Below are 24838 nucleotides of genomic sequence, written 5' to 3' on the forward strand. Positions count from 1 at the left end.
CGATTCCCGGCAGGAAGGCGGCGTAGCATGCGCTAGAATGACGGCATTCTAGGTGATTCTCGGCTCCTCGGGCAGCCTGCGGCTACCCTCGAGAACCGAGCTCTACACCAACATTCGGGACACTACCGACGGCGGTAGTGTCGAAAAAGTTGGTGTAAAGAGCCTGTGATGAGGGGTTCGGCCGCGTCCTAAGATCTGATACCTGCCCCTATCCTAGGCCTCGTCCACTTGGTCTGCAAGGTCGAGGCTCGCCATGATCGTCTTCCTGGCCACTGCCACTCCTCGGGGCCCCTTCCGCTGCTTGGAGAGGGCGCGGGCTCTTCGGTGTAGAGCTCGGCCATGTTTCTCTCGGAGAAGTGCCTCGACTCGCCCCAGGCATCGTCCTGATCGCACATGGCGATGCCGGCGAACGGCATCCCTCCCATCGCAGCCCCTCGGCATTTGTTGGACTAAATGCGTTGCAGCTGCTCTCGCAGCCTCCTCGGCTCCATCAGGCATCGGCGATATTTTTTCGTGACATTTTGTCGGACGTAATCTGGCCAAAATCTGGCCAAAACGTTAAAATGTCACGAAAAAATGTCACGAAAACTCAAGTGAGGCCTCATGGACGCGAAGTTGGAGAGCTATGTCAGGGCTGGCGAGGGGATGAACCTCGAGTTCAAGCGCTGCGGCGGCAAGGTTGAGAGGGACGTCTACGAGACGATTTGCTCCTTTGCGAACAGGCAGGGAGGGTCCATACTGCTGGGTGTGCTCGATGACGGCACTGTTTCGGGTGTGAGCCCCAAAGCGGTTGCATCTATCGAGCGCAACATCGTTAACGTCGCGAACGACCCTAGCATGTTCAACGTGGCCCCTGCACTGGAATTCGAAAGGCTTGAGGGAGATGGTGGCAAGACCGTCATCAGAGTCTGGGTTCCCATGGGGCCTGCGCTCTACTCCTTCAAGGGGACGATTTACGACAGGGCAGCCGACGTCGACGTCAAAGTGAAGACCGAGGTCCAACACGCAGCGATGATCATCAGGAAACAGAGCTTCTACACGGAGAAGACGGTCTACCCTTGGGTGACCGAGGCAGACTTGGACCTTGAGCTCCTGTCCGATGTCCGCCGCGAGGTCAGGGCGGCGCGTGCCGATCATCCTTGGCTCTCTATGGACGACGGTGAACTGCTGAAGAGCTCCAGGCTCTGGTCCCGCGACCCCGCCACGGGCGAGTACGGATTCAACCTCGCTGCGGTGATGCTGCTTGGTAAGCAAGATACCATTCTGGATGTGGCACCGGTGTATCGCACCGACGTGGTATTGCAACGCAGCGGCAACGGGCGCTACGATGACCGGCTCGTCTGTAAGAGTAACCTCGTGAAGGCCTACGGAGAGATCTCTGACTTCTGCAGGAAGTGGATGCCAGATGCGTTCTCGCTAGACGATGGCGGCAACCGCATAAGCGTCCGCGACATCATCATCCGCGAACTCGTTGCCAACACGCTCGTCCATCGCGAGTACACGAGCCCGCATATCGCGCGCATCACCATCGACGCCGACGGTATTCATACCCATAATGCTAGCCGCGCCCTATATGCTGGGCCGGTGACGCCGGAGAACCTGGATCCGACGCCCAAAAACCCCATCGTCGCGAACTTCTTCACGCAGATGGGCCGCTCCGAGGAGCTTGGCAGCGGCGTTCGAAACCTATACAGGTGCTCGCGCCTCTACACCGGCCGCTTCCCTAGGATGTCGGACGGCGACTCGTTCGAGGCATTCGTCCCAACACCGCTTTCCGCAGCGGATGTGGGGTCCGGCAAGGCCGCCGGCGCCGTCTTGGTGCGCAAGCGTGACAGGACCGCAGCGGAGGTGGAAAAGGCCGCGGCGGCACTGGTAGCAAGATACGGTGAGGTGTCCGCGTCTGAGATAGCGGCCGAGGTCGCGACCGTCGGCGAAAGGACGGTCAGGCGCTACCTTGCGGGAATGGTTGACGAGGGCCAGCTGTCCGTGAAAAAACGCGGCCGTGGAACTGTCTATTGCAAACCTGGCAACCAGGGCAACTGAGGATTGAGAGTACGGAGATAGTTTGCGCACTTTCGGCTAGCCGCCGATATAGCTACCCCTTGGATTCCGCGAAGCCCTCGATGCGCCGAGTGGAGGCGTCGGTGAGGTACGTTTCGATGATGGCCTCTTCGATGGTTTCCTGACCAGCTCGTGCAATTCGCTTTTCACGGCCTGCTCGTCGAATGATGGCGATTGGCTTGGACGTCTTGGACATGGTTCGCCTCATAGCGTGATTGAGCTCGATGCTCAAATCATCCCGATGGTGCGCGCCATGTCCTTTCTTTTCTGGGCGTGTTCAGCTTTCAAAGTGCGCAAAGAATTTTACGTTACCCTGTCCGGACATAGCAGACGACAATTTCGGCTGGGATGATTTTTAAGTCGCGCTAAAGCTACGCCTTGAATTCCTGGGGATATTCACTTGCGATAGGTTTTGCGAATAGGTTGAAGGTATCGATATGAGAGCGTGCGCTGGAGATGGAGAAGATGGGCAGGTAGAAGGTTGAGGCGAACAATGAAGCCCAGTTCTTTAGCTTCCTGCTTTATTGACGAAGAAACCACTGCAATTACCGATCCACGGTAGACCGACGGTGCCAGGCGGTAGCACAGTTGCACAGGTGCTGTTGCTACAGGATTTTTCGCCGCTGTCGCTGTAAAGTTCACGTTGAGCAGGACGATTTTGAATGCGTTGTTCGTGGCCATGATTTGCGGCTGAGAGGCAGCACCCGCGTAAGCTCCCATGATCTTCCTCATCCTTCTAACCATTTTAATAACCATGGTGGTTAAAATGGTTAGAATTGAATCGAATCGTGGGAGTGATTGTGCGAAGGCGGTAAGCAGTAAGCGCGGCCACGGGTTTGCGGCGCTTATTGGGGCAAACTCAAAACCGATTGTTGTCCGAAAGTTGGGGATGCCGCTCGGGCCCGGCAGCGCATGCGACCGATCCCCGCGGCTCGTCAAAACGGTTAGCTCTATCTGAACAGATCATCATGAGAACCAGTTCTCTGGAAGATGACGAACGTGTCCTCGTCTCGCCAGATGACGAGCCAGTCGCCGGCGTTGGCAACGTGGCATTCTCTGCTGCCCGACCACTCGCCCTTGAGGTCGTGCATGTTGTGCCTGCGGCGAAGCTCTTCGAGGGCCTCCGGCGTGTTTTGTGCGACCAGGTCGATGAGCGCCTCGAGCGGTCCGAGATCGTAGTGTTTCTTCTTGAGGCGCTTCACGTCGCGCTGGAACTTCGCCGTGTATGCGACCCTCAACATGCCGCTATACCCCCATGGCCTCAAACATTTCCTTCGCCGAGGCGTAGGTCGGGCCGCCGTTTCGGGCGATCTCGTCCGCCTCGCGGATGGATTCCAGCGACTCCTTGTTTGGCTTGGGATACTCCAGGGTCAAAGGAATCCTATGCTCGCGTTCAATCTGCTTGTAGAAGGCGCGGGTGATGGACGAGATGTCGAAGCCGAAGTCCTCGGCGATAGCGCTCACGGCCTGTTTCGTGGACTCGTCCACCCTGATGGTCACAGATGCAGTTCCCATTGTTACCTCCTCTAGTCATTGCAAGACAATTATATCACGATGTCTTACATACATGAAGCCGCATCCAACTGCATATCGGTGTTGAACGTAACATTTTCCTGTCGAGGTGACTGCAACGGGTGGGGTTCGGGAATTGGATAGGTATTCGGGCGCGCCCCCGGGTTTCGTCTTCCTTCGGTTCCTCGTCCGCCTGTCTATCTGGCTAACTTGATATTGGCAGGCAAGGCGCGATTGCGTCACTATTTCCTTCGATGAGCACGCAGCCGTTGCGCATGCGTAGCGTGTAGCCGGGTGCGAACACCGTCGTGCCGCAGTTGTGGCAGTGAGGGGTTTGCGCTCTTCGGGGAGCATGACCACGAACTAGCGGCTCTGCTCCCCAGGGGCAGAAATTAGGCGGGAATCCGGATCGGCGGCCCGACCGCCCTTCGTCCCGCAGCCCCGCTAAGCGTCGAACTCTCCCGTTTGCCCCATGAGCCAGCGCCCCAGGTCGATGACCTTGATGCCGTCCCAGTCGGTTGTTTCGTGACCGGTTTTGGCGATGATGGCCTTGGGATACGCGTCGCGAATCTTCCGCAAGGGCGTGATCTCTCGTTCGAAGGTGCTTTCCTGCGAGATGTCGTCGCTCACCTGGATATAGAGGCGCTGTCCCTGCTTGGCGGCCACGAAGTCAACCTCTTTCTGGTAGAGAACGCCGACGTATACCTCCCAACCTCGTCGCATCAGCTCGATCGCGACCATGTTCTCGTAGATGCGCCCGAAGTCGAGCCTGCGGGTTCCGAGCTTCGCGTAACGAAACGAATGGTCGGCCAAATAGTACTTATCGCCCGTTGAGAGATATTTCTTTCCCGCTACGTCGAATCGGCGCACGCGGTAGAAAGCGAATGCGTCGCAGAGGTGGTCGATGTAAGCCGCTAAGGTCTTGTCGTTAATCTTCAAACCCGCCTGCGAAAGCGTGGCTGCCATGCTCTTCAACGACGAGATGTTGCCGACATTGTCCATAAGGAACTCGCACGTCCTTTTGAGCTGTTCAGCGTTGCGTATGCGGTATTTCTGCCTGACATCCCGCAGGACGAGCGTGTCGAGCACGTCGGAGATGTAGACGAATCGAGCTCTCTCGTCAGGGTACAGATAGGAACCTGGCATACCTCCTTCTCGCAGGTATCGCGTCAGTGCCTCGTCGGGCGATGTGATTTCGTGGTATTGCGCGAACTCGGCGAGCGAGAAGGGGAACACTTCCACCTCGAAGGTCCTGCCCGTGAACAGGGTCGAGAGATCGTTCGACAGCAAAAAGGCGTTCGACCCGGTGATATAGATGTCGTACTTCTCGGATGCGTGCAGGCTGTTGATGGCCTTTTCGAAGCCCTCGCACATCTGCACCTCGTCGATTATAACCACATTATTGCAGCCCTCGACGAAATGCTTTTCGACGTAGTCGTGCAACGCGCGGTATTGCATAAGCGGTTCGAATTCGAGCAAGTTGAAGTTGATGCGAATGATGTTCGCCGTCGGGAAGCTTGCCCGAATTTGATCGGCGAACGCTTCAAGCAATTTTGACTTGCCGCAACGCCTGATGCCTGTGATCACCTTGATGTCGGGCGTGCCCATCGCGCTTGCAAGTTTATTCATGTAGGCGGTTCGGTATATGAGCTTCATAGCGCATTCCTATTTCGAAAATCGCAGTCGAATTCAACAACGCGAATTATACAGCTAGAACTAATTCGCGAAATCAGTCTTTTCCAGAAAATGCGAAGTGTATCGAATAATTGTTGCGGAACAAGTGAATAGCTGAAATGGTGCATCTTTGCTGAATGATCGCACCCGTGAGATGGGGGTCGGGCGCTCTGCTTTGCGTCGGGTGGGCAGGCGTCTCCGTCAGGGGTCACGCATTGGACCAGGGGTCGGGCGGCTCGCCTTGCGTCTTTTGGCAACGATAGAAGCCCCAGCTTGATGGATTACCAGAAGTCCACGGCAAACGTCAGAATAATCTCCTTGGCAACTCTGAAAATGACCCCCTCAAGGCACTCAAAAATAGCGATTTGTATCCCCTAAAAACGATAGTTCTGCTACTATTTATTTCATCTGTGCGGGCATCACTGTCGATGAATTGGGGTGACATCGTGGATGAATCGGAAAGGATCGAATCCGCCGTTTCGAAACAAGGTGAAACTCTCTATGTCGCCGGCACCACAGCGCGCCTCAGCTCAGATATCGACCGTTACAGGGTACCCTCACAAGATTGGGGGTACCCTGCTTTTTTCCCGTAAACCCATTCAGCAAACTATTTCCCGCCAAAGCCGTAACGGTGGGAATGGAGATACGCAGCAATTGTCGGAAACAAGGAAAAAGAAAGACCAGCTAAATAAAGTCAAGGGGTCTCCGAGGCTTTCTTAGATAGAACTTTGACAGCTGAATATGGGATAAAGGGCATGCATCTTGTTGCTTGAGGGCATGCCGAACCAAACCGCATCATCTGATGGGTTCGCAGGAGTTTGCTCCATCGCGAAGAATTTCGGCGGTCAGCCTCTATCCTGAGACTGGATGGATGGCCGTCGCTCGTAGGGCCTTCGTTCGCGGAGGACGGCGAGGATGACGCCGCAGAGCTTCCTTGCGCACCCGGATACGGCGACGTAGTGGTGCTTGCCGCGCGACCTCATCTGGCCGTAGTAGTCGCCGAAGTAGGGATCGCGCATGCGCGCCTTGTCCGCTGCGGTCATGAGGGCGTTGCGCAAGGGCGCGGACCCCCTCTTGGACATGTGCTGCTCGTCGCCTTTGAATTTGCCCGACTGGCAGGTCGAGGAGTCGAGGCCGGCGTATGCCATGAGCTTCCTGGGGTCCCCGAATCGGTCGGGGTCTCCCACCTCGGCGGCGATCGTGGCGGCGCAGACGGGCCCGATGCCGGGGATGGAGCGCAGGAGCTCGTCGATCTCCGGGTCGACTGCACGGGATATCTCCTCGTCGAGCGCGTCGATCTCGGCGTCGAGGTGCCCTATGAGGGCGGCTATGTGCTTGGCCTCGAAGGAAAGCGCCCCTTCCGCGAACGAGCATCCCACGGAATGCTTGGCCGCATGCTTGACCTCCTCGGCCTTCGCGCGGCCGTGATGGCCGCGGCTCGCGGTCCTCACGACCCTCTCTATCGTGCGGATATCGGTGGCCGCGATCGCCCTGGCGGAGCCGATCTCGCGGACGAGCGCCATGGCCGTCGCGCCGTGCTTGTCGGAGAACAGCGAGGCGAGCTCGGGGAATATCCTGTCGCAGGCCGCGGTGAGGCGGTTCTTGAGCGAGGTCCTCTCCGTCACGAGGTGATGGCGGTAGCGTGTGAGCTGCTTGAGCCCCTCTGCGGCCTCCGGCGATATCCGCGAGGGACCGAGCCGCTTGAACCTGGCGAACTCCGCGATGAGCAGCGCGTCGATGCCGTCGGTCTTCGTCTTCCTCAGGGTGTCCGCCTTGCGGAAGGCATCTGTGAGCACGGGGTTGACCACGGCGACCTTGAAGCCATGGGCATCCAGGAACTCCCAAAGCGCCATCCAGTAGTGCCCTGTCGACTCCATGATGATAAGGCAATCATCGGGCGTTGCCCCAAGCTCGTCGAATCGCTGCAGCAGGCCCGCGAATCCCTTCTCCGTGTTCGGGAAGGAGAAGGGCCTCCCGTGCGGCGCGCCGTCATCGAGCTCCGATGCTGCGACGTGCGTGTGCTTGGCGATATCCACCCCGATGTACTGCAAGGCAAGCCTCCTTCGCTCCGCATGGCCAAGGCGAAGGTTCTCCTTCGGACGCCGCGACACGCAGCCTCGTTGGATATGCGATCCGGAATCGATCATCCAGCCTTATTCGCGTCTCGTCGCGAGCCGGAGGCGCAATCCTTTCTTGCAAGGCTCAAACCCTAGGAAAAACGATGCGCCCTCCGCCCATTGCACGTCCTTTATCCCATATTCGCTTGCAAAGATAAAGAACGCGGCCACAGCGTAGGAAGTGGTGGGTGCCACACCCAAAGCAAGTGGCAGAAAGAATATACGAGGAAGATGCAAGGGAAATGAAAGTAAGCAATGCTAACAAAGTCATCTCGGTTTTGCTAAGCGTCGCGATGTGCCCCATGATGGTGCCGTCTGCGGCATTTGCAGCTGACGACGACGCGGCATCGGACGCTTCCTCTCCGAGCGAGCAGACGCAGCCTACCGATCAGGCGGAAGGCGTCGACGCGGGCGCAAGCTTGAACGACACGATAACCCCGCAGTCCGAGGCGACTGGCGAAGCAGCCGACGAGGCAGCTGGTGAAGCGGCCCCCACGGCTGCGGCCAACGGAGAAGGCGCCGAAGCTCCAACTGCCGAGGAAGGCACTGAGGCCGTCGTCGCCGAAGTGAACGGCACGAACTACCCCAGCCTGCAGGCGGCAATTGACGCTGCATCGCGCAAGGCGACGGTGAAGTTGCTGGCCGATACGAAAGAGAACGTAACAATCTCCACGCTCTATGTCACGCTCGACCTGAACGGCCACACCCTCAACGGCAGCACGGGCGAGCGCAAGCCGGCGCTGACGGTCACGAGCAGGGCTTACGTTAAGGACTCCAGCGAAGCCCAAACGGGCACCATCATGCGCGAGGACACCGCAGAGAACTCCGGCGTTTCTTCCCACTACGTTATTGACGTGCAGGGCGGTAATGACGGCTGGTTGTTCTTCCAGAGCGGCAATGTAAAGAACGGCAGCGGCGCCGGCGGAACGAAGGGTGCATCCCTTGTTCGCGTTGGCGACGACAGCAAGCCTGGTGTGCCGGGTCTGACTATTAGTGGTGGCACGTTCACGCAGGATAACTTCATCGTCCTTAAGTGCGACCACGGCAACCTCTACGTCAAGGGCGGCACCATTAATTCTGCGAACAGCTATGCGATCCAGAACTGGAAGAACGCTACTATTAAGGACAACGCGGTCATTAACGGCAACGTTTCGACGTGGACATTCGGCGGAGCGGGCTCTGACCTTCAGATTCAGGGTGGCACCGTAAACGGCAATGTTGAGTCAGTGACTTACGACGGCGTCGAGGGCAAACCGGCGAAGGTGTCCATCACGGGCGGCACCGTCAATGGCACGCTGAACACGGTTGACTACAGCACGGGTACCACTTCCAACGACCCCACAAAGGCGACGATCGAGGTCACGAGCGGTACGTTCAGCACCGATCCGTCCCGCTATCTGATTGAAGGCTCTGCGGCTACCCCGAACGGTGACGGCACCTTCGGCGTGGCAAAGGCTTGCCTTGCGCAGGTTGGCGAAAATAGCTATTACACCATGGACGAGGCGTTCAAGGCGCAGACCGCAAGTGGCGAAGCCATCACCTTGCTGCGCGACTACACCACGGGTAGCACGTTCAACTCCGGAAGCATCGCTCGTGTGGTTGACCTGAATGGTCACACCTGGACGTGCACCGGAACCGATGCAAACTCTGCGGCGTTCGAAATCAATTATTCCGATGCATCGCTTACGGTGAAGAACGGCAAGGTCGTGAGCTCGCAGCTCATCGGTCTGATTCCGTCTGCCTCGGGCGGCACCATCACGTACGACAACTCCACCCTTACGTTCGAGGGCGTTGAGGCGTCTACTACCGCTACGAGCGGCATCGAAACGAACGGCAACAACACGAACGACACCGTTGTTCTGAAGGACAGTACGCTCAACGTTCCCAACGGCTTCGGCATTTACTTCCCCAGCAGCGGGACGCTGACCATCGACAACTCTACGATCAACGCGAAAACGATGGGTGCACAGGTGTGCTCGGGCAATCTGAACGTCAACGCCGGTAGCGCAATCACCGTGTCGGGCGATTCGGTGGAGAAGACCGAGGGTGACGGCGCCATCCAGGACGGCGCGGCAATCTCTATCGTCAACCGTCCCGGCTACAAGGGCCTTGGCCAAATCGCCATCACCGGTGGCACCTTCAAGGCGAAGGGCGATAACGCGGCCATCAAGGCCTACACCTGGGATTCCGCGGCCAAGCAGGAGTCGGATTTCGACAACGCTGCTAAGACGGTCGCTGTTTACGGTGGCACGTTCTCTTCCGCAGTCCCCGAGGCTCTGTGCGCTGAGGGTTGCAAGCCTATCGAGAACCCTGACGGTACGCATGGGGTTTCTGGTTCGGTCGCGCAGGTTGGTTTTAAGGCATTCAATACCCTGCAGGCCGCCATCGACGCGGCTCAGGATGGCGAAACCGTCACGCTGCTGGCGGATGCGACTGAAGATGCAACCATCGCTGCTGGCAAGAACATCACACTTGACCTTGGTGGCAAAACGCTGACGAACACGAACGCCGGCAAGGCGACGCTGACCATCGCGAAGGACGCCACGGCTACCGTGAAGAACGGCAGCATTGTTGGTGGCACGGGCTACTACACCATCGACAACTACGGCACAGCCACGCTTGAAGATGTCACGGCTACGGCGGGCAATACGGATTCTTCCATGATCAGAAACGACGGCACGCTGACTATCGAAAGCGGTTCCTACTCGGGCGGCTTGGATGTCGTCAAGAGCGAGGAAGGTTCAACTCTTACCATTAACGGTGGTAAGTTTGAGTTGAGCCATGCGGTATCAAATAGTTTTACTGGCGTCATTTACACCTACGGGACCACGGCGATTAATGGTGGCGAGTTTGTTTGCAGCGCCACCGGTCCTAATTGGGCTTCTCCGTGCGTGGTAATTACTGGTGAGGTGACGGGCTACAAATCTTCTACGAAGATTACGGGTGGTAAGTTCGTCAATAAGCATGCGCGAGGGAAGATTTTCCACGGCTACGGCAAGGCGACCAGCGATAACTTCGAAGTAACGGGTGGCACCTTTAATAAGTCGGTTTCTGATGGCTTCCTTGCCGATGGATTTACCTGCGTCAAGGGTTCCGATGGTACGTATGGTATTGCAACGGCAATTGCCCAGATTGGCACCGATAGGTACACCAGCCTTAAGGCTGCAATTACTGCGGCTAAGAAAGGCAAGACCATCCAGCTGCTGAACGACACCACGGAAAATGTCACGATTGCTTCGACGAAGCAGATCACGCTCGACCTGAACGGCCATACCCTTAATGGCGGCACGGGTACCGCGAAAGCGGCCATCCTGAACAAGGGCACCCTGACCATTACCGACACGAGCGCCGACAAGGCTGGCACCATCAAGCGTGACGATCAAGGTATTGAAGGCGAGACCAGCTATTACGTCATCCAGAACATCGGCACGATGGTTGTCGACCAGGCGAATGTTGTGAACAACTCCGGCTACAAGAAGGCAAATCCCTCTGGCTCCATGGTTGGCTCGTCTCTGATTTGCAACGGTGACGATGATCCTCAGGCATCGCTCACCATCAACGGCGGCACTTTCGTGCAGCCGAACTTCCTGGTTGTCAAGAACGGCACCAACGGCACGCTGACTGTGAACGGCGGTACGCTGACCAGCAACCACTCTGCAGTGCAGAACTGGAACAAGGCTCAGATTCTGGGCGGTAGCCTGACCGGTCAAATTTGGACCGATGCTTGGGTTGAGGGCGCGATCGGCGAAACCATCATTGGTGGCGGCGCTCAATTCACTGGCGAGATCGTGGTAGATATCACGGGTAATGTTCCTCCGACCCTGAAGATTGAAGGCGGCTCTCTTAACGTCACGTCGTGGCGCGTGACCAGCGCTGCTGCCGCGGCAAATGCCATCGTCGCAGTTTCTGGTGGCACCTTCACGGCCGCTGTCCCTGAAAACTACTGCGCCGAGGGCTATGCCCCTGCTGCCAACGCCGATGGCACATACGGCGTCAAGCTTGCCGAAGGCGCGTACCTGCTGCAGGATTACCGCAGTGGTGACCAGGCCTCTTGGACGTATCCGACCCAGGAAGGCAAGGCGTTCGCCGGTTGGTACAAGGACGCTGCGTTCACGACTCCTTGCGCTGCAAGCGATGTCGAGGGCGCTGCCTATGCCAAGTTTGTTCCCATCACCGATTTGTTGCAATTCAAGGGCGGTTCGCTGAGGATGGACGTTACTGATCCGAGCACGTCGACTTATCTGCGTTTTGGCTACACTATGGCTATTCCCGAAAAATCCGCGTTCATTGAGAACGGCTGGTACTACAAGAAGGTTACCGTTAGCTCTCCCGACGACGTCCGCTTTGTGGCGTATAACAACGCCATGAATAACGACGGCACTGTTACGGCAAACTTGGTGTTCAACAACGTGAAGACAAACCTCTACAAAGCAAACTTCACTGAAAAAGCGTTTGTTAAGTACGTGACTGCTGATGGAACCACCGTCGAGGCAGTCGAGAGTGATTACCAAACGCGATCGGTGGGTGAAGTTGCAGATGCCATTCTTAAACATTCTATGGCGAGCAACTCCGAAAAGGAATATGCTCTGAAAATCAAGTCCGCAATTCAGTAGAAAGTTGAATGATATGAAGAGCAGCTACGAAACCCCCGAGGTGGACATTATCGAACTAGAAGACCGTGACGTTATTGTTGCTTCTGGGGGGTTTATTGATGGCCCTGGTGACAGTGGCACGGACAATTACTAATAGTCGTTCAGCTTCGCAAGGCCCTGCTCGGCTTGCCAGGCGGGGCCTTGCGATGATTCACAGTTTGATGAATCTAGCGAGGGCGGGCGGTTTGCGTCCGCCCTTCATTTGTTTGCGGATTTCCACTGATTGAACGAAGGGTTACTAAATCTATGGATACGCGAAAACGTAATGTACTTATCGGCGCGGGCGCGGCGATTTTGGTTGTCGTTGTGATTCTCGTCGTTTTGATGGTGTCGGGCGGCTCGAGCCAGGATGAGGCGGCGTCGAAAACGGACAGCGCTGTTGCAATTGCCTCCGACGCATCTTCTAAGGACGTAGGCGCAATGCATGCATCGGGCGACGGCACGGCCGACAACGAGGTTGATGCGTCCGAGGTGTATGGGGATTCCCCCGATGCCGCGACGGGCGAGTCCTCCGCTGGCACGTCAACTTCTGGCGGCGACACTCCGAGCGTGAGCAGCTCTGGCTCCACTTCGGACAACCAGCCGGGCGGCTCGAACGCAGGCAGTGATAATTCCTCCGAGAAGGGTCCGGGCGATTCTGCCGGCAGCGACCCGACTGGTGGCGCCGATCCCGGCGTCAAAACTGAGCCCGACGGCTCAAAGTGGACGGGTTACTACTAAGCCGCCTATCCTTCTCGCGCCTACTGCTCGGCAGCGGAACAACCGAAACGGGTTCCAGGACGATTCCCGGAACCCGTTATTTGCATCCTTCGTTTTTGTCGGCTGTGATTTTTCCGCTTCTCGTTTCGGGCGACGGTCATTTTAGGGTCACCGTTTCGGGTTGCCGTCCGTTTCCCAGCAATCAATTTCGCAGCCGCTTTCCCAACCTTCGTCAAAAGCGGCGGTCGCTTCCCCCGGCCTTCGTCTTTCTACATCCTGGTAACCTCAAGGCGTTTGAGCAGGTCGATGTCTTCTTGCGCGCTACGTGCGTCGGTGACGAGCTCACTCATGCTCGCGTTGCGCGAGAGTCCCTTGCGGATAACGTGCCCCACTTGGTAGAGACACGCGGCTGGGGCAAGCCATGCGTGCTTGCGCGCCGGTGCCCAATGAGCGCGACCGCCCTCGTAAAGATAGCGAACCAAGGCCGCGGGGCTGCGGAGGTTGTGCAGCACCGTGCGGGTTGCCTGCGCGCCGCGCTCCATCTTGCGCCCCATGTTCCCCCGCTGCATGATGTAGAGCAGAAGGTCGCTCGCAAGCTGCGCGTCGGCTTCGCCAAACCACGTTGCCGATATCTGAAGCCCCAGGTAGGTGCGGCAAAGCCACGTTGTGGTGACCGCCAGCTTCTCCATGCCGATCTGCTGCGCCGCATGTTGAAAGCCGCGCTCCCAAAGCTCGTCGGTCAACTGCGCATCGACGAACATCTGCCAATCCAGAATCTGGCGAAGCCCCAGACCCGAACCTAGATGCTGGTTGACATGCGCGAGCAGCACCAGCCCGTTCTCGAGCGGCGGCAACACGGGCACACTGAAGCCTGCGACATCGATCCATTCGGCGCGCGGGATGGCGTCGTAAATGGCCTGGTCAAGGATCTGTGCCTGCTGCTTGTTGGTGCATGTGCTGAAATAGCGATGCAGCTCGATTTCGGGGCAGCCCGCTTTCTTAAAGCCCGCGTGGCGCGGATTGATTTCAAGCTCAATATCGTTTTCCCACCCCAAGCGTTCCATGAGCGAAAACGCCTGTTCGAAGTGGTCGGGCGGCACGATGAGATCGATATCGCCCATGCTGCGGCTGTTTGGCTGCGGGTAATTTACCGCAGCGGCCGCACCCTTCAGCACGGCAACGGGGATGCCTGCCTGGCGAAACTCGGCGAGCACGCTGTCTTGCGCCATCATGATGCGATACCAGCTTGACAGGTTTTTCCCGGCGCGCGCAAGGTATTCCGCCTGGTCGGCAGGGGAGAGCCCAAGGGATTCGACGGCGTTTGCCGGATAGCCGATGACGGATTGCGCCTCCAGTTCGGACCGCACGGCAGGCCACAGACCGTCAGGGATGGGTGGAACGGGGAGTGAGACGGGGATCGGGATCGGGGCCGGGTGATTTGTCTCAGGCGTGGCGATTCCGCCTGGAGCGAGGGTGGGGCGGCTTGCGACAGTTCCGCCTGCAACGAGGGCTGGGCTGCTCGCCTTGCCATCTGGCGCGCCTGCAAGCGAGCTGGAAGGCCTGGCCGCGGGAGCTTCGTCGCGCTTCGCGTGTTGAAGGGCGCTTTCGGCGGCGATGATTCTGATCGCGTATTCTTCGGCGGCGGAAAGCTCCACGGACTTATCCTCTCGTTGCTTCGTTGCGGCATGCGCGCACGTGGAAATTACTTGCGGACCTGACAATCGGTCGCGCGTTCTTCCTGTGCGCCTATAATATAGCAGCGTTAATCACGAATCGAGAAATGCCTACATACTGTGCAATTCGGGAGTAGTTGCGGTTGCTGTCACCGCCTGTGGCAGTCACTAGCTGCCTGCAATCCTCTTGTGCCGTCTGCAACCTGTTCGTGTCGTCGTCGCCTTCCCAAGGAGCGAAGTTTATGTTCTGCGTCCAAATAGCCGAGGTTCTTGTCGCCATCGAGAACCGCTATGCGTTCACCGAGCGGCTTTGCGCGGACTACATTGTCGATGTTTTACCTGATGAATGCAACTTTTCGGTATCGGCGACGCCAGAGGAGATTGCGGCGGAGAACAGCGATGAGGGCACGTTCTCGCCCGCGTATTGCGAGTCGCTTGCGCTCTACCGCAAGATTTGCACGCACATGCTGGACTACAACGCGTTCCTGCTCCATGCGGCAATCGTCTCGTATGCGGGCCGCGGCTTCGCGTTTGCGGCGAAAAGCGGCACGGGCAAGAGCACGCACGTCGCGCAGTGGATGCGCGCGCTGGGCGACGACGTGACGGTGGTGAACGGCGACAAACCCATCCTGCGCTGGCGAAATGGGGAAGCCGTCGAGGCGAAAGGCGCTGGGGCGCCGAGCGAGACGCCTGGTGGGGAAGCTGCCGAAACCGCCTGCGACCAGCCGGTGGGCGAGTTCATCGCGTACGGCACTCCATACTGCGGCAAGGAAAACTGGGGACAAAACACGAGCGTTCCCCTTCACGCCGTTTGCTTTATCGAACGCTGCGAGCCGGGCGAGCCGGACCGCCTGTCCCGTTTGGAAGATGACGGGGAAATCGTCGCGCGCATCATGAATCAGATTCTGATGCCGCATGACCCCGCTTTGGCTGCTCGGCAGCTTGATTTGCTCGATAGGTTGGTGAACAGCGCGCCGTTCTACGTGCTACGCTGCACGCCGACTCCTGCCGCCTTTGACGCGGCGTTCCAGATGACGCTGTGCGATAATGGGCGCGAACGAACGCATCGATGCGAAGGATCTGGGCATGAAGATTAAAGACGGTTTCATCGTGAACAAAGTGGGCAGTCAACATGTGGTCGTGCCGGTGGGCGAGGCCAGCATGGAGCGCCACTGCATGATTCGCCTGAATGACACGGGCACGTTCCTGTGGGAGCAGCTTGGTGCGAATACCACGGAAGATATGTTGGTCCGAGCACTGCTGGCAGAATACGCGGTCGACGAAGACACGGCGCGTGCCGATGTCGCGGCGTTTTTGGGTAAGCTTCGCGACGCCGACTTGCTTGAGGAGTAGGAGCCTAACCGCTAGGTTCCAGTCGGCAAGCGATTCATGACGTGCGAAAAAGACATACCCTCAGCGGCGCCTGACGCAGGTGGGTCTTCCTCCCCTGATGAGCCGCGCAAAATCGAGGATGTGCTCGCATCCGAGGGTTTTTACATGGGGCCGCCCGTGGGCGTTTCCATGTGGCCGATGCTGCGCAACCGCCACGACGTGATGATGGTGGTGCCAGCCGAGGGCGAGCTGCACCGCTACGATGTGGCGCTGTACCGCCGCGGTGAGAAGTACGTGCTGCATCGCGTGGTGGGGCATTACGGGAAAGGTCCCAAAAAAGGCTACGTGATCTGCGGAGATAACTGCGTCATGCTGGAATACATCCCGCGCGAGGACGTGCTCGGCGTGCTGCGAGGCTTCTATCGCGACGGCCGCCACATCGATTGCGAGACCTCCCGCGGATACCATTTGTACTCGAAGCTGTGGGTGGCGCTCTTTCCCGCACGCAAGGTGTGCAAGGGCGCAAACGCTGCGGTAAGGCGCGCGGGCAAGCGCGTTCTTGCGGCATGCGGCCTGCGCAAACGCGATGCCGCGAGCGAAGCGGGGCGAAAATGATGCGCGGGGCTGAGGTGCGCGAGCAGGACGAGGTCACCTACGCGTGGCTGTTCGCGCAATCGAAGGCGCAGCATGGCCGCATCGTTGCGCTGTCGGTGCTGTGCACGGTGCAGGCGGCGGTGCTCGTGGACTTCGCTCTGGCGTGCCGCGCCGTCATCGACCAGGCAGTCGCGGGAAACATCGACGGCTTGCTGGCAAGCGCGGCGGTGCTCGTAGGCGTTATCATCGCGCAGTTGGTGCTTCGCCTGGCTATCAACAGCACCCAGGAGCGCATTCGGGCCCGTTTCGCCCTTGAACTGCGGAAATCGATGCTCGATAGCATCTTTGCCGCGCGCTTTGGCAACGTTTTGCGCTTCCATTCCGGCGAGCTCTCCAACCGCATGTTCTCCGACGTGCAGGTCGTATCGAACGGCGTGGCGACCATCATCCCGAGCTTTGTGTCCATGCTCATGCAGCTCGTGTTCGCCATTGCGGTGCTCGCGCTGATCAGCCCGCCCATGGTGGCCCTGTTCGCTGCCGCCGCGCTGCTCTCGTTCGTGCTGGCGCGCACGCTGCGCGGACGGTTGAAGGCGCTGCACAAGATCGTGCAGGAAAAGGAAGGCGCCGTGCGCGTGTTTCTGCAAGAAGCGCTCGAGCATCAGCTGGTCATCCGCTCGTTTGGGGCCCAGCCCGCCACGAGTGCGCGTGCGGACACGCTGCAGGAGGACCATTTCACCGCGCAGATGCGCCGCCGCGGGTACTCCATCGCCGCCAACGCGAGTTTCTCGTTCTTCTTCAACGCGCTGTACGTCGTGGCACTCACGTGGTGCGCGTTCGAGCTTCTGCATGGCGCCATGAGCTACGGCACGCTTATGGCGGTGCTGCAGCTGGTGGCACGCATTCAGGCGCCGGTTTCAAGCTTGTCGGGCATGCTGCCGCAACTGTATCAGACGCTGGCATCGGCGGAGCGCCTGATGGAGGTGGCGGAATTGCCGCACTCGGAGGGCTGCTTGCCTGTGACCGCCGAGGAATTCTATCAGCGGCTCTCAGGCGTGCGGATGCGCAATTTGGCGTTTTCCTACGATGACGAGGAAGCGGAAGATGGCCCCGCGTCCGTTGAGGAGGTGGAAGAGCCCGTGAGCTTGGCCTGTGCTGACGTATTCGTTCCCAAGGGCTCCTTCGTGGTGGTGGAAGGTCCATCCGGCTCCGGGAAATCCACGCTGTTCAAGCTGCTGTTAGGTGCCTACGATGCAGATGGCTTCGCGTACGAGCTCGCCGTAGGTGCCGCGACGTCCGCAGCTGCTGCGCCCGATGTCCCCGCAGGCTCGGTCGCTACGGGCGCGCCTCTTACCGATGCCCCTGCGAGTGCGTTCGCCGTTCCCGCCTGCTCCGCATCTCAAGTGCCGCCTGGTGTGTTTGCCTATGTGCCGCAAGACAACTTCCTGTTTGCAGGCTCGATTCGCGAAAACGTGGCGTTCGCCGCCTCTGATGCGACCGATGACCAGGTAAAACGTGCATGTGAAGTGGCGTGTGCGTGGGACTTCGTGGAAGAGCTTCCGCTGGGGCTTGACACGATGATCGGCGAGCACGGGCAGGGCCTTTCCCAGGGGCAGCTGCAGCGTCTGGCTATCGCGCGTGCGGTGTGCTCGGGCGCACCCATCATGGTGCTCGACGAAGTCACGAGCGCGCTCGATGACGCGACCGAAGCGGCCGTTCTTGCCAATATAGCCTCACTACCTGGTAAAACGATTTTCGTCGCCGCCCATCGCGCAAAGGCGCGCGAGTTCGCCACCATGCGCCTTCACGTGGAAGATGGTGTGTTGACCGAAGTGCGTTAGGACGCATTCCTTCATAGACTTCGTCACTTCTTGTGCCCCTTCCTCGAAATCGCTTCATCGTGGACAAAGATTGGCGATATGTGAGGAGCATCGATAAGCTAACTTCCATTCGAAAATTTTGACCTGGGAAAATGCCGACGGAAGCGCGGGCGAGCGATCTTCCCTGGGCGCAAGGACTCACATATCGGCCAAATTTGTCCGCGACGAGCCGATTCTGAATAAGAAGGCGCCGCGCCAGATCGCCCAATCGTCGCGGCATCCAAATTGTCGTGCGACAAATGCGCCTCTCGAGCAAAACATGTGGTAGATTATTGTTGGTAAATCAGGCGAAGCGGCAACAAGAAAGGGACTGCGTGGTTTTCAGCAAGTTGATAGCCATCTACCTTTTCCTTGGTGGAACCGCCGCCAGCGCCTTCGCGCTCACCGCCCTCTTCGACATCGCCAAGGCCGTGAAAGACCATCGCCGCGGCGAGTACGGCAGAGCGTTCCTTGCACCGCAATCGGTGATTTCCGAGCCCACGTACAAGCGCATTCGCCGATTTGTGTACGGCACCGCCCTGATCGTCGTCCTCACGGGCGAGCTGTGCCTGGTTGCAGACCTAGGGCGCCCCGAAACATTCTTCTTCCTGTTCCTTTATCCGACGAGCAGCCTGGTCTCCATCGGCGCTTTCGCCTTGACGCTGCTCACCGTCTTCCTGGTAATCTCCCTTGCCGACACCATTTTCGTGCTGCCGGAATGGGCGCGCGCCGTATCGTTCGCCGCAAAGGCGATAGGCCTTCCTGTTGCGGTCATCGTGATGGTCTACACTGGCTTGCTTCTTCAAAGCGTTATCTCGGTCGAAATCTGGCAGTCGGCGTGGCTGCCCGTTCTGTTCGCGGCATCGGCGCTCTCGTGCGGCTGCGCAGTGGTCATGCTCGCGGCCTGCACCTGCGAAGATGTGCGCGTGACGCGTATCATGGCACGCCTGCTCGCTTGGATCGACATCGCGTTCATCCTGATCGAGATAGTCTCCATCGTTGCTTTGCTTGCCTTCGGGAAGGGGAGCGCCTCCATGGCGGTCATGCGGCTTTTCGAAGGCGACCTGTCGACCACGTTTTGGGCAGGTTTCGTCGCCTGTGGACTTGCGATTCCCCTTGTTGCGGAAGCAGTTTCCCTGGCGTGCAAGCGGGAGATTCCCACTCCGGGTGCGGCGGGAATTGCCACATTGGCGCTGGTCGGAGGGCTTTGCCTTCGAATCGCCATCGTCGCATGCGGCGTGGCACCTTCACCATAGCGGGGAGACATGGAATGCAAGGCAAGGGAACGCGAGGCCGCAGCGCACAAGGTCGCGCGCGTAGCCGCGTAAACGCAGGGGGAGCGCAATGCCGCTCCAAGACCCTTCGGGGGGTGGCAACTACGAAAGGAAGCGCTGAGAGCAGGTGAGCGGGACAGACTCGCACACGCGGGCAACGGACATATGGGGTAAGTGCAAGAAAAGGGAAACGTGAAGCAGCAGATTAAAGAAATACCGCCGTTTTCGTTCGACGAGTCCAGCGACTTGCCGATGTGGGTGCAGCTGCGCAATCGCATGGCCTACCTCATCACATCGGGCTTCTACAAGCCGGGCGAGAAGCTGCCGACGGTGCGCAAATATGCAGCTGAACTGCGCATTGCGTACAACACGGTGAGCAAGGCCTACATGGGGCTCGAGCGCGACGGCTACGTGACCACGGTGCGCGGCAGCGGCGTGTTCGTGAACGATCCGGACGCTATCTTAAAACCCGCGCCGGAGGTGGACGCGCTTGTCGAAGAGTTCGTGAAAGGATGCCTCGAAAACGGCATGGCATATGACGACATTCCGAAGATGGTGTCTTCGTGCGTAAGGAGGATGAAAAAGGATTATGAGAAAGCTCAAGGATAAGACCCGCCCTCAGGAGCAAAAGGACACGTATCGCCGCTCCGAAATGGAATTCGGCGTTGCGGCGGACGCGTATCGCTCCGACCCGACGAAGAAAGCCACGCGAAACGGCGCGGTGATGATCTCTGTGGTGCTCGCTCTTGTCGCGTTCGCGGTTGTGCTTGCAGCGTTCATTCTCGCGCTCGGCAAGTTCACGTTCGTGGGGATCATCGTCTCCGTGATCGTGGGCCTCACCGTCCTGTCCTCGGTACATGTGTGTATGGACTGGGAACGCGTCGTGGTCATGCGCCTCGGCCGGTTCGACCGCCTTGCGGGCCCGGGGCTGTTCTTCACCATCCCTCTATTCGAATTCTGCACGCTGCGCGTCGACCAGCGCATGAATGCCACGCCGTTTGGTGCCGAGGAGGCGCTGACCAGCGACCTTGTGCCGCTCGACGTGGACGCCGTGCTGTTCTGGGTTATCTGGGACCCCGAAAAGGCCTGCACCGAAGTGCAGGATTGCCACTTCGCCGTGGCGCTTTCCGCGCAAACGGCCCTGCGCGATGCCATCGGCCGCGCGTCGCTCCAGAACGTGGTCATGCGCCGTCATCAGCTTGACCAGGAGCTTCGCGAAGCCGTCGAGCAGAAGGTGTCGGATTGGGGGATTTCCATTGTGTCGGTCGAGGTTCGCGACCTCATCATCCCCAAGGAACTTCAGAATGTGATCTCGCTTGAAGCGCAGGCCGAATGCCGCAAGAGCGCGCGCATTACGCTGATGGAGGCTGAGAAGGACATCTCCGCGATCCTCGACGACGTCGCGCAATCGTATAGCCACGACGACATCGCCCTGACGCTTCGCAAGATGCACCTCACCTATGAGGGCATGCAGGACAACGATGGGGCACTGGTGGTCCCCAGCGCTTACAGCGACGGCTTCAACGTTAAGCCGGGTGAGGAGCCGACGAAGTCGCCGAGCGAAAAGCTCGTGAAGTAGGCAGGCGGAACGGGCGCCCACAAAGTTTGGTGAGGAGCCGACGAACTAGGCGAGTAAAGCAGCCATCGTGGGGTACGCGCGGGGACCGGCGGCCCGTGAAGTAGTCGACGACGGCGGCCGCATGGGGACTGGCGAGCAGCCGGCGACGGCGTGTACGCAGAGCCCGGTGAAGTTTCCCAACGAAAGCTATTATCTACAAGATAGAATAGTAACACTTGAAATTGTCGCACGACACTATTGATTGTCGTGCGACAATTTTGTTACAATCCACGAAAAGGATCACCAGCTGAGATCCTGGGCAATTATTCGGTGAAAGGTCATCTTTGTCGCCACATGGATGAGCTGCTTGTCGAATAGGCGGAACGTGCGGGCGAGGCGCGTTCCGCAAAGCAGGGTTGCCCGCACGACGCGGGCGCCAAAGAGATACTAAGGGGGGAAACATGGGTCTTGAATCCTTATTCCTGTTCACGTTGCTGGGAGGGCTAGCGGCAGGAGCCTACGTGTTCGAAACTTGCTTCCAGCGCACCCGCAAGGGCGAGCGTCCGTGGCTCGTTCCTCTGGTCGTCGTGGTGCTGTTCGCCATCGGCATAATCGCCGCCGCGACGCACGTCCACAGCCTTTCCCGCGCATTTGCGTCCATCGGCGCGGGCACGGTCAACTTTGGCTCCGGTATGGTCAAGGAAGTGCTGCTTGCAGGCGTCTTCTTCATTCTGGCGCTTATCGACCTCATCATCACCTTCGTGAAGAAGGACAGCCCGTTCGCTCTGCGCGTCATCGGCGCGATTGCGGCGGTGCTCGTCATCGTGCTCATGGGCACGGCCTACATCGATGTGTACGGCAACGCTGTGTGGAGCAACGCTCCCGCGACCGTGCTCTCGTTCGTCGCAGGTGCGTTGGCGATGGGCCTTGGCCTGTGCGCCGCTTTCGGTTCGGCTGACATCGCCGAGAAGCCGGTCATGTACACGCTGGTCGCCGTCGACGTCGTGCTCGCCGTCGGTCTGGCGCTCGAAATCGCCGCTTTCTCCGGCGCGGGCTTGAACCCGGCCATGCAAATTGCGGGCCTGGTCATCGCTCCGATTGCATCCGCAATCCTGGTGTTTGCCGGCGCAAAGTTCAACAACAAGAAAACGCTCGCGATCGTCGTGTGCGCCCTGCTGGTGATTGGCGTTGCCATTGCCCGCTACGGTTTCTACGCGACCTGCGCAATGTAGGAAAGCAGAAAGGGGGAACCAACAGTGAGTACGAACAACATTTCCCGTCGTGGTTTCTTGGGTGCTTCTGCTGCTGTTATGGCTGGCGTCGCGGGTCTGGCTGCGACCGGCTGCTCTGCGGAATCCAGCCTTGAGGCCACCGACGCAAAGGGCATGCCCATCGATCCCGCGAAGGGCGGCGAATGGACCTCTGCAGCGTGCTGGCACAACTGCGGCGGCCGTTGCATGAACAAGGTTATGGTCAAAGATGGCGCGGTGATTCGCCAGAAGACCGACGATACGCACGAAGACTCTTTCGATTATCCGCAGCAGCGCGGTTGCGTGCGCGGCAAGGCGCAGCAGCAGCAGTGCTTCGGCGCCGATCGCCTGAAGTATCCCATCAAACGCAAGACTTGGTCGCCGGAGAACCCGAACGGCGAGATGCGCGGCAAGGACGAATGGGAGCGCATCAGCTGGGATGAGGCCATCAGTTACATTGGCGATCAGTTCAAGACCATCAAGGAGAAGTACGGCAACCAGGCGTTTCTGCTGGGAAGCTACGGCTCGCGCCTCGCGTTTGCGCCGCTTCTGGCATGGGGCGGGCACACCAGCACTGCCGACACCACTTCCCATGGTGCCTATCTTTTGAATACCGCCGACACCATCGGCATTCCCCGCACCGATGCGGGCGTGTGCAACGATCGTACCGACATGCTGAACGCCGACACCATCGTGTTCTACGCGTCCAATCCCGCGTGGTCTGCCGCCGGTACGCCGAGCTACCACTACATCCGCGCGAAGGAAGCGGGCGTCAAGTTCATCACCGTCGACCCGATCTACACGGCATCCGCCCAGATGCTCGACGCCGAGTGGATTCCCATCCGCACCGGCACCGACACGGCGTTCTTGCTGGGCGTCGCTTCCGAGATGATCCGCCTGGACAAGGCCGAGGGCGATATCGTCGACTGGGAGTTTTTGGACAAGTACACCGTCGGTTTCGACGCCGACCACAAGCCTGAAGACCTGAAGGAAGACGTCAACTTCGCCGACTATTTGGAAGGCAAGTACGACGGCGTGAAGCACGACGCCGAGTGGGCTTCCACCATCTGCGGCGTTCCCGTTGAGAAGATCACGTGGTTCGCTCGCGAGATCGGCAAGAAGAAGAACGTGTGGCTGCTTCACAACTTCGCCGCCGCTCGTTGCGATGCATGCGAGAACGTTCCGCAGCTGTTCATGACGCTTGGTGCTATGGGCGGCCACATGGGCAAGCCCGGCAACTGCACCGCGAACAACTACCATGCAAACGCTGGTAATGGCGGCCCCGCCCTGGTGAAGGGTGGCAGCTCGGGTTATCCGAGCCAGAAGAACGAGATCGACGGCGTCATCCCCGGACCTCAGGTGTGGGAAGCGTGCCTGACCGGCAAGTATCGCATGGTCGGCGACTGGTACTCCGGCAAGGGCTCGCAGGCTGGTGAGGATCGCACGTGCGACATCCACTGCATCATCCACGACGAGAACGCCTACCTGCAGACCGGCCCGAACATGAAGCGCGGCATCGAGGCGCATCGCAAGATGGACTTCGTTCTGGCAAAGGCCCAGTTCATGACCACGCAGGCGATGTATTCCGACATCGTGTTGCCCGTCACCACCCAGTGGGAAGTCCCTGGCGGCCTTTCCGCTTCCAACCGCGAGTTCCTGTTCTGCTTCTCGCAGGTCACCGAGCCGCTGTTCGAAGCGAAGACCGACGTCGAGATCAACTCGCTGATCATGGAGGCCATCGGTGTTGACCCGAAGACGGTGTACCCGATCAGCCCGAAGCAGGCGTTCTTCAACAGCATCGCGGGCGCCACGGTCATCGCGGACGACGACTCCGGCAAGTACGTGCCTCTCGTCACCGTCACCGAGGCCGACCTCAAGGAGTGGGGCGTCGAGGGTAAGACCCAGACCGGCCGCGTGGGCTTGAACGAGTTCGTCTCCAACGGCGGCTATCAGGTGGAGCGCAAGAAGGACGACAAGTACTCTTCGTTTTTGGGCTACGCCTCGTTCATTCAGGACCCTGAGAAGAACCCGCTCAAGACCAAGAGCGGCAAGTTCGAGATCACCTGCCAGGCGAAGGCCGACCTGTTCAACAGCATCGGCCTGTGCGACCACACCTACGCGCCGTACCCCGAGTACCTCGTTCCCGGCACGGGCTACGAGACCACCTTCAAGGACGGCAAGATTGATGGCGAGAAGGGCGAGTACCCGTACCTGCTGTTCAATCCGCACTACTTCCGCCGTTCGCACTCCGTGTTCGACAACTGCCCCTGGCTGCGCGAGGCTTGGGCGAACCCCGTGTTCCTGAACGCCTCTGACGCGAAGGAGAAGGGAATCGAGGACGGCGACACCGTGCGCGTCTGGACGAAGTACGGCGAAGTGCTGCGCAAGGCGTGCTGCATGGAGAACCTCATGCCCGGCGAAGTCGGCATTCCCCATGGTTCTTGGGTTCGCCTGAACGAGAAGACCGGCATCGACGAGGGCGGCGCCGACAACTAACTCACCGGCAACAACATTTCCGGCTGCGGCGTGACTAGCTACAACAACAATAACTGCAATTTCGAGAAATACGATGGCCCTGCATTGGAA

General features: G+C 59.0%; 19 protein-coding genes. 12 read left to right on the forward strand and 7 right to left on the reverse strand.

Annotation, left to right across the window (positions count from 1 at the left end; translation table 11 throughout):
- Positions 1–645 precede the first annotated feature (645 nt).
- Complete coding sequence (locus F8C90_RS03170) at positions 646–2043, forward strand: RNA-binding domain-containing protein (RefSeq protein ID WP_246155761.1); 1398 nt, start codon at positions 646–648, stop codon at positions 2041–2043.
- 52 nt (positions 2044–2095) lie between these two features.
- On the opposite strand, the gene F8C90_RS10890 is transcribed toward F8C90_RS03170, so the two are convergent.
- The 6 genes from F8C90_RS10890 to F8C90_RS03195 all read right to left on the reverse strand — a co-directional run bounded on the left by F8C90_RS10890 (position 2096) and on the right by F8C90_RS03195 (position 7298).
- A complete protein-coding gene (locus F8C90_RS10890) occupies positions 2096–2257 on the reverse strand; it encodes a hypothetical protein (RefSeq protein WP_170264515.1) in 162 nt (53 codons plus the stop codon).
- 200 nt (positions 2258–2457) lie between these two features.
- A complete protein-coding gene (locus F8C90_RS03175) occupies positions 2458–2781 on the reverse strand; it encodes a hypothetical protein (RefSeq protein ID WP_158049008.1) in 324 nt (107 codons plus the stop codon).
- A 230-nt stretch (positions 2782–3011) separates the two neighbouring features.
- On the reverse strand, positions 3012–3302 hold the full coding sequence (locus F8C90_RS03180) for a type II toxin-antitoxin system RelE/ParE family toxin (protein ID WP_158049009.1): 291 nt from the start codon (positions 3300–3302) through the stop codon (positions 3012–3014).
- Positions 3303–3306: 4 nt separating this feature from the next.
- Positions 3307–3576, reverse strand: coding sequence for a type II toxin-antitoxin system RelB/DinJ family antitoxin (locus F8C90_RS03185; RefSeq protein WP_158049010.1), 270 nt, complete (start codon positions 3574–3576; stop codon positions 3307–3309).
- Positions 3577–4017: 441 nt separating this feature from the next.
- Positions 4018–5202, reverse strand: a complete 1185-nt coding sequence (locus F8C90_RS03190) for an ATP-binding protein (protein WP_246155762.1) — start codon at positions 5200–5202, stop codon at positions 4018–4020.
- An 890-nt stretch (positions 5203–6092) separates the two neighbouring features.
- Positions 6093–7298: an IS110 family RNA-guided transposase gene (locus F8C90_RS03195; protein WP_170264517.1), complete on the reverse strand. Its 1206-nt coding sequence runs from the start codon at positions 7296–7298 to the stop codon at positions 6093–6095.
- A gap of 308 nt (positions 7299–7606) precedes the next feature.
- Here F8C90_RS03195 and F8C90_RS03200 point away from each other — a divergent pair, with 308 nt between their 5' ends.
- Together F8C90_RS03200 and F8C90_RS03205 are read left to right on the forward strand one after the other, a co-directional pair.
- The gene (locus F8C90_RS03200; RefSeq protein WP_158049013.1) at positions 7607–11977 is read left to right on the forward strand and encodes a beta strand repeat-containing protein; all 4371 of its coding nucleotides are present in this window, start codon (positions 7607–7609) and stop codon (positions 11975–11977) included.
- A gap of 285 nt (positions 11978–12262) precedes the next feature.
- Complete coding sequence (locus F8C90_RS03205; RefSeq protein ID WP_158049014.1) at positions 12263–12736, forward strand: hypothetical protein; 474 nt, start codon at positions 12263–12265, stop codon at positions 12734–12736.
- Positions 12737–12984: 248 nt separating this feature from the next.
- On the opposite strand, the gene F8C90_RS03210 is transcribed toward F8C90_RS03205, so the two are convergent.
- Positions 12985–14370 (reverse strand): nucleotidyltransferase domain-containing protein, encoded by a 1386-nt coding sequence (locus tag F8C90_RS03210; RefSeq protein ID WP_170264518.1) that lies wholly within the window; start codon positions 14368–14370, stop codon positions 12985–12987.
- Between the two features lie 260 nt (positions 14371–14630).
- On the opposite strand from F8C90_RS03210, the gene F8C90_RS03215 reads away from it, so the two are divergent.
- The 9 genes from F8C90_RS03215 to F8C90_RS03255 all read left to right on the forward strand — a co-directional run bounded on the left by F8C90_RS03215 (position 14631) and on the right by F8C90_RS03255 (position 24748).
- The gene (locus F8C90_RS03215; protein ID WP_158049016.1) at positions 14631–15485 is read left to right on the forward strand and encodes a hypothetical protein; all 855 of its coding nucleotides are present in this window, start codon (positions 14631–14633) and stop codon (positions 15483–15485) included.
- The gene (locus F8C90_RS03220; protein ID WP_211361003.1) at positions 15475–15741 is read left to right on the forward strand and encodes a PqqD family protein; all 267 of its coding nucleotides are present in this window, start codon (positions 15475–15477) and stop codon (positions 15739–15741) included. Before F8C90_RS03215 ends, F8C90_RS03220 begins: the two co-directional genes overlap by 11 nt.
- Positions 15742–15777: 36 nt before the next feature.
- Positions 15778–16335, forward strand: coding sequence for a S24/S26 family peptidase (locus F8C90_RS03225; RefSeq protein WP_246155763.1), 558 nt, complete (start codon positions 15778–15780; stop codon positions 16333–16335).
- Complete coding sequence (locus F8C90_RS03230) at positions 16332–18152, forward strand: ABC transporter ATP-binding protein (protein ID WP_170264519.1); 1821 nt, start codon at positions 16332–16334, stop codon at positions 18150–18152. The genes F8C90_RS03225 and F8C90_RS03230 overlap by 4 nt, the downstream gene beginning before the upstream one ends.
- 353 nt (positions 18153–18505) lie before the next feature.
- Positions 18506–19426: an NrfD/PsrC family molybdoenzyme membrane anchor subunit gene (gene nrfD, locus F8C90_RS03235; protein WP_170264520.1), complete on the forward strand. Its 921-nt coding sequence runs from the start codon at positions 18506–18508 to the stop codon at positions 19424–19426.
- A 192-nt stretch (positions 19427–19618) separates the two neighbouring features.
- Complete coding sequence (locus tag F8C90_RS03240; protein ID WP_246155764.1) at positions 19619–20053, forward strand: GntR family transcriptional regulator; 435 nt, start codon at positions 19619–19621, stop codon at positions 20051–20053.
- Entirely contained in the window at positions 20034–21023 is a 990-nt protein-coding gene (locus F8C90_RS03245; protein WP_246155765.1) for a slipin family protein, read from the forward strand. Before F8C90_RS03240 ends, F8C90_RS03245 begins: the two co-directional genes overlap by 20 nt.
- A 440-nt stretch (positions 21024–21463) precedes the next feature.
- Complete coding sequence (locus F8C90_RS03250) at positions 21464–22234, forward strand: DmsC/YnfH family molybdoenzyme membrane anchor subunit (RefSeq protein ID WP_158049019.1); 771 nt, start codon at positions 21464–21466, stop codon at positions 22232–22234.
- Positions 22235–22258: 24 nt separating this feature from the next.
- The gene (locus tag F8C90_RS03255; protein WP_211361004.1) at positions 22259–24748 is read left to right on the forward strand and encodes a molybdopterin-dependent oxidoreductase; all 2490 of its coding nucleotides are present in this window, start codon (positions 22259–22261) and stop codon (positions 24746–24748) included.
- Positions 24749–24838 lie beyond the last annotated feature (90 nt).

Origin of the sequence: Ellagibacter isourolithinifaciens (assembly GCF_008831035.1) — a bacterium.
GTDB classification, from domain to species: Bacteria; Actinomycetota; Coriobacteriia; order Coriobacteriales; family Eggerthellaceae; genus Ellagibacter; species Ellagibacter isourolithinifaciens.

What these genes read in the sequence shown, in the direction of transcription:
- F8C90_RS03170 (WP_246155761.1), top strand. Translation starts at nt 646, where the DNA reads ATGAACCTCGAGTTCAAGCGCTGCGGCGGCAAGGTTGAGAGGGACGTC.
- F8C90_RS10890 (WP_170264515.1), bottom strand. Translation starts at nt 2,257, where the DNA reads ATGTCCAAGACGTCCAAGCCAATCGCCATCATTCGACGAGCAGGCCGT.
- F8C90_RS03175 (WP_158049008.1), bottom strand. Translation starts at nt 2,781, where the DNA reads ATGGGAGCTTACGCGGGTGCTGCCTCTCAGCCGCAAATCATGGCCACG.
- F8C90_RS03180 (WP_158049009.1), bottom strand. Translation starts at nt 3,302, where the DNA reads ATGTTGAGGGTCGCATACACGGCGAAGTTCCAGCGCGACGTGAAGCGC.
- F8C90_RS03185 (WP_158049010.1), bottom strand. Translation starts at nt 3,576, where the DNA reads ATGGGAACTGCATCTGTGACCATCAGGGTGGACGAGTCCACGAAACAG.
- F8C90_RS03190 (WP_246155762.1), bottom strand. Translation starts at nt 5,202, where the DNA reads ATGAATAAACTTGCAAGCGCGATGGGCACGCCCGACATCAAGGTGATC.
- F8C90_RS03200 (WP_158049013.1), top strand. Translation starts at nt 7,607, where the DNA reads ATGAAAGTAAGCAATGCTAACAAAGTCATCTCGGTTTTGCTAAGCGTC.
- F8C90_RS03205 (WP_158049014.1), top strand. Translation starts at nt 12,263, where the DNA reads ATGGATACGCGAAAACGTAATGTACTTATCGGCGCGGGCGCGGCGATT.
- F8C90_RS03215 (WP_158049016.1), top strand. Translation starts at nt 14,631, where the DNA reads ATGTTCTGCGTCCAAATAGCCGAGGTTCTTGTCGCCATCGAGAACCGC.
- F8C90_RS03220 (WP_211361003.1), top strand. Translation starts at nt 15,475, where the DNA reads ATGAAGATTAAAGACGGTTTCATCGTGAACAAAGTGGGCAGTCAACAT.
- F8C90_RS03225 (WP_246155763.1), top strand. Translation starts at nt 15,778, where the DNA reads ATGACGTGCGAAAAAGACATACCCTCAGCGGCGCCTGACGCAGGTGGG.
- F8C90_RS03230 (WP_170264519.1), top strand. Translation starts at nt 16,332, where the DNA reads ATGATGCGCGGGGCTGAGGTGCGCGAGCAGGACGAGGTCACCTACGCG.
- F8C90_RS03245 (WP_246155765.1), top strand. Translation starts at nt 20,034, where the DNA reads ATGAGAAAGCTCAAGGATAAGACCCGCCCTCAGGAGCAAAAGGACACG.
- F8C90_RS03250 (WP_158049019.1), top strand. Translation starts at nt 21,464, where the DNA reads ATGGGTCTTGAATCCTTATTCCTGTTCACGTTGCTGGGAGGGCTAGCG.